At 75.5% G+C, this 5,677-nt stretch carries 2 protein-coding genes; both read left to right on the top strand.

Annotated elements, in window-relative coordinates; all coding sequences use genetic code 11:
- Window positions 1–1,598: condensation domain-containing protein (locus ABD363_RS32215; RefSeq protein ID WP_344610003.1), on the top strand; the 1,598-nt coding region annotated here is incomplete at its 5' end.
- 70 nt (window positions 1,599–1,668) lie between these two features.
- Window positions 1,669–5,677, top strand: a 4,009-nt coding sequence (locus ABD363_RS32210; protein WP_344610002.1) for a non-ribosomal peptide synthetase, incomplete at its 3' end; no start/stop codon positions are given.

Genomic DNA, 5,677 nt, shown 5'->3' with positions numbered 1-5,677 from the left:
TCATGTCGATGCAGCTCGCCGCGCGCGGCACGCGCCGGGGCCTGGTGTTCGGCGCGCAGGACGTCTTCGAGCACGAGACCCCGGCCGCCATCGCCGCCGTGGCACAGCCTGTGGCGGACGCGGAGGCGGCGCGGGACGCCGACACGGGCCCCGTTCCGCCGACGCCCGCCCTCGCGGCCTCCGGCACCGCCGCCGCCCGTCCCGGGTTCGCCCAGTGGATGATCGTCGGCGCTCCGCCCGCGCTGGACGACCGGACGCTCGCCGCCGGACTGGGCAGCCTGCTCGACACGCACGCCATGCTGCGGGCCCGGGCGACGGACGGGCCGGGGCTCGTGGTGGGGGAGCGGGGCGGCGTCGACCCGGCCACGCTGATCTCCGTACTGCGGGTGACCGAACCCGGTGAGCTGGACGAGGCCGCCGAACGGGCCGCTCGGGCGGCTGCCGGGCGGCTGGACCCGGCGGCCGGTGTGATGGTGCGGCTGGTCTGGGTGGACGCCGGTCCGGAGCGGACGGGGCGACTGGCCCTGGTCGTCCATCACCTGGTGGTGGACGGTGTGTCGTGGCGGATCCTGCTGCCGGACCTGCGGGCCGCGTGCGAGGCGGCCGTGGCGGGCCGGACCGCGCGGCTGGATCCGGTGGGGACCTCGTTCCGGCGCTGGGCGGAGCTGCTGGAGTCCGAGGCCCGGCACGAGGAACGGGTCGCGGAGCTGGACCGCTGGCGGGAACTGCTCGACGGCGGCGACGCGCCGATCGGCGGGAGGGCGCTCGACCCGGCCCGCGACACCGCCGCCACCCTCGAACGCCACCTCTGGACCGTGCCCGCACCGCAGGCACGGGTGATCGTCGGACGCACCCCCGGTGTCTTCCACTGCGGTGTCCACGAGGTACTCCTCGCCACGCTCGCCGCGGCCGTCATAGCATGGCGCCCCGGTACAGAACATGACGTTCTGGTGGATGTCGAGGGGCACGGCCGGGAGCCGCGGGACGGCGTGGACCTGTCCCGCACGGTGGGCTGGTTCACCCGTGTCCATCCGGTGCGGATCGACCTGACCGGCATCGACGTCGCGGGCGCGTCGGCCGGGGGGCCGGCGGCGGGGGCGCTGCTGAAGGCGGTGAAGGAGCAGGTGCGGGCGGTGCCCGGGGACGGGCTCGGCCACGGGCTGCTGCGTCACCTCAATCCCGGCACGGCGCCGGTACTGGCCGGGCTCCCCGCCCCCCAGGTGGGTTTCAACTACCTCGGCCGGTTCCCCGCCCCCGCGGCGGAGCCGGCCGCCTGGCAGCCCGCCGGCCCGTCCGCGCTCGGCGGCTCCACCCACCCCGACATGCCCGTCAAGCACGTCCTCGGCGCGGGAGCGGTGATCCGCGACGGCGCCGAAGGACCCGAACTCACCCTGCTGCTGAGCCACCCCTCCGGTCCGCTCGACACCGCCTCCGCGAAACGGCTCGGCCGGATCTGGCTGCGGCTGCTGGACGGCCTGGCCGCGCACACCGCGGACCCGTCGGCCGGCGGCCACACCGCGTCCGACTTCCCCCTCCTCGACCTCGACCAGGACGAAGTCGACGAGCTCGAGGCCGAGTTCGCCGACGAACACCCGTAGACACCCGCCCCGACACCGGCCTGTGGGCGGCCGACCGCCCGACACCCGCTCGTCTGTGAGGAGTTACGCGATGACCCGATCCCAGGTCGAGGACGTCTGGCCGCTGTCGCCGCTGCAGGAGGGCCTGCTGTTCCACGCGGCCTTCGACAGTGAGGGGCCGGACGTCTACCAAGGGCAGCGGCTCCTGGACCTCGACGGACCCGTCGACGCCGACCGGCTGCGCGCGTCGTGGCAGGCGCTGGTCGCCCGGCACCCGGTGCTGCGGGCGGGCTTCCGGCGCCGCAAATCGGGCGAGGCCGTGCAGGTCATCGCACGCGAGGCGGAACTGCCGTGGCGGGTGGAGGACCTCTCGGGGCTGGACGGAAAGACGGCGGCGGCCCGGCTCGCGGACCTGGCCGCCGAGGACCGGGCGCGGCGTGTCGACCTGGTCACCCCGCCCCTGCTCCGCCTGCTCCTCGTGCGGCTGGCCGAGAACCGGCACCGGCTGATCGTCACCAGCCACCACCTCATCATGGACGGCTGGTCGATGCCCGTCCTGCTCCACGAACTGACCGCGGTCTACGCGGCCAGCGGCGACGCCGCGGAACTCCCCGAACCCAGCTCCTACCGCGACTACCTCGCCTGGCTGAGCCGCCAGGACAAGGACGCGGCACGCGAGGCATGGCGGGCCGAACTGCTCGGCGCTGGGGAACCCACACTGGTCGCGGCCGCCGACCCGGGCCGTACGCCCGTCCTGCCCGACAGCCTGATCGCCGACCTCCCCGAGAAGCTGACCGGTGAACTGACCGGCCTGGCCCGGCGGCACGGCCTCACCGTCAACACGCTGATCCAGGGCGCCTGGGCCATGGTCCTGGCCCGGCTGACCGGCCGCACGGACGTGGTGTTCGGCGCCACGGTCGCCGGGCGCCCCGCCGGGCTCGCGGGCGTGGAGTCGATGATCGGCATGTTCATCAACACCCTGCCGGTGCGGGTCGAACTCGACGGCGGACGGCCGTCGGTGGAGATGCTGAAGGAACTCCAGACCCGCCAGTCCGCGCTCATCGCCCACCAGCACCTCGGCCTCGCCGAGATCCAGCGGCTCGGCGGCGCGGGCGCGGTCTTCGACACCCTCGTCGTCTTCGAGAACTACCCCCGCCCGCCCGAGGAGCCCGCCGCCCCCGGCGCCTTCACCCTGCGCTTCGCCGCCGGCCAGGAGACGGCCCACTACCCGCTGACCCTCGTCGCCGTCCCCAAGGACCGGATGCTGTTCAAGCTCGACTACCGCCCCGACCTCTTCGACCGCCGGACCGCAGAGGCGATCTTCGGCCGGCTCGTCCGGGTACTGGAACAGCTGGCGGCCGACCCGCGGCAGCCGATGGGGCGTATCGACGCGATACGGGAGGCCGAGCGGACCCGGGTCGTCGGCTACGGGAACGCGACCGGAACCGGAACACCGGGCGAGTCCGTCCTGGACCTCTTCGCCCGGCAGGCCGCGCGGACGCCGGACGCCGTCGCGGTCCTCGACGGCGGACGGGAGCTGACGTACGCCCGGCTGGACGCTGCCTCCGACCGGCTGGCCCGCCGCCTGGCCGACAGGGGGGTGCGCGCCGGCGACCGGGTCGCCGTGGTGCTGGAACGATCGGCGGAACTGCTGGTCACACTGCTCGCGGTGGGGAAGGCCGGGGCCGCCTACGTCCCCGTGGACGCCGGGCACCCGGCGGAGCGGATCGCGTCCCTGCTCACGGACTGCGCCCCGGCGGCCGTGGTGTGCTCCGGACGGACGCGTGCTGCCGTACCCGACGACGTGCCGGGCCGGCTGCTCCCGCTCGACGACCCGTCGATCCTCGACGGCGGGGGCGGGCCGGTTCCCGTCCGGGTCATCGGGGACGATCTCGCGTATGTGATGTACACGTCGGGGTCGACGGGGGTGCCGAAGGGGGTGGCGGTGCCGCACGGGAGTGTGGCGGCGCTGGTGGGGGAGGCGGGGTGGGGTGTGGGGCCGGGGGATGCGGTGTTGTTCCATGCTCCGCATGCGTTCGACATCTCGTTGTTCGAGGTGTGGGTGCCGTTGGCGTCCGGGGCCCGGGTGGTGGTGGCGGAGCCGGGAGCGGTGGTGGATGCGGCGGCTGTGCGTGGGTATGTCGCGGCCGGGGTGACGCATGTGCATGTGACCGCGGGGTTGTTCCGGGTGCTGGCGGAGGAGGCGCCGGGGTGTTTCGCGGGGGCGCGGGAGGTGCTCACGGGTGGTGATGTGGTGCCCCTGGAGGCGGTGGAGCGGGTGCGGGCCGCCTGTCCCGGGGTGCGGGTGCGCCACCTGTACGGCCCCACCGAGGTCTCCCTGTGCGCGACCTGGCACCTGCTGGAGCCGGGCGAGGACACCTCCCGGGTGCTGCCGATCGGCCGGCCGCTGTCCGGCCGCCGGGTGTACGTCCTCGACGCCTATCTGCACCCTGTCGCCCCTGGCGTGACGGGTGAGCTGTATGTCGCGGGTGCCGGGCTGGCGCGGGGGTATGCGGGGCGGGCCGCGCTGTCGGCGGAGCGGTTCGTGGCCTGCCCGTTCGCGGCCGGGGAGCGGATGTACCGCACCGGTGATCTGGCGCGGTGGACGGAGGAGGGGGAGCTGGTCTTCGTCGGCCGGGCGGATGCGCAGGTGAAGATCCGGGGTTTCCGGGTGGAGCCGGGTGAGGTGGAGGCCGTCCTGGCGGCACAGCCCGGGGTCGCCCAGGCGGTGGTCGTCGCCCGGGAGGACCGGCCCGGGGAGAAGCGGCTGGTGGGCTATCTCGTGCCCGGCGGCGGGGAGCTGGACACGGGGGCCGTACGCGATCGGGTGGCCGGCTCGCTGCCCGAGTACCTGGTCCCGGCCGCCTTCGTCGTGCTGGAGGCCCTGCCCCTGACGGTCAACGGCAAGGTCGACCTCAAGGCGCTGCCCGCGCCGGACTTCGCGGGCCGGGCGACGGGGCGTGAGCCGCGCACCGCCGCGGAACGGACGCTGTGCGAGATCTTCGCGGCGGTGCTGGGCCTGGAACGGGCCGGCGCCGACGACGACTTCTTCCACCTCGGCGGGGACTCGATCACCTCGATGCAGGTCGTCGCCAGGGCCGGACGGGCCGGCCTGGTACTGACCCCACGTCAGGTCTTCGAACTGCGCACACCCGCCAGGCTCGCCCTCGCCGCCCGGCCGGCCGGGGCGCGGGCCGCGACCACGACCGAGGACGCCGTCGGCGAACTGCCCTGGACGCCCGTCATGCGCGCTCTGGGCCGTGCCGCGGCCCGCCCCGGATTCGCGCAGTGGGCGGTCGTCGCGGCGCCGCCGGCATTGGGCGAGAAGACCCTGGCCACCGCCCTCGGGACCCTGCTGGACACGCACGCCGTGCTGCGCGCCCGGGCGGCGGCCGACGCGCCGGTCCTCGTGGTCGCGGGCCGCGGATCCGTGGACCCCGCCGCACTGGTGGCGCGGGTCGAGCTCCGGACCGACGAGGACCCGGACCGGGCCGTGGAACGGGCGGCACGGGACGCGGCGGACCGGCTGGACCCGGCGGCCGGTGCGATGGTGCGGCTGGTCTGGGTGGACGCCGGTCCGGAGCGGACGGGGCGACTGGCCCTGGTCGTCCATCACCTGGTGGTGGACGGTGTGTCGTGGCGGATCCTGCTGCCGGACCTGCGGGCCGCGTGCGAGGCGGCCGTGGCGGGCCGGGCCGCGCGGCTGGATCCGGTGGGGACCTCGTTCCGGCGCTGGGCGGAGCTGCTGGAGTCCGAGGCCCGGCACGGGGAGCGGGTCGCGGAGCTGGACCGCTGGTGGGAACTGCTCGACGGCGGCGACGCGCCGATCGGCGGGAGGGCGCTCGACCCGGCCCGCGACACCGCCGCCACCCTGCGGCACCGCTCCTGGACCCTGTCCGGCGCCCCGGCCCACGCCCTCGTCGGCCGGGTCGCCGCCGCCTTCCACTGCGGTGTCCACGAGGCGCTGCTGGCGACGCTGGCGGGCGCGGTCGCCCGCTCGCGGCCCGGCGCGGACGGCGCGGTGCTGGTGGATGTCGAGGGGCATGGCCGGGAGCCGCGGGACGGCGTGGACCTGTCCCGCACGGTGGGCTGGTTCACCC

This window comes from Streptomyces glaucus, assembly GCF_039533365.1.
GTDB classification, from domain to species: domain Bacteria; phylum Actinomycetota; class Actinomycetes; order Streptomycetales; family Streptomycetaceae; genus Streptomyces; species Streptomyces glaucus.
The sequence above is the reverse complement of the archived record's forward strand: the minus strand, read 5'-3'. Positions and strand labels throughout refer to the sequence as shown.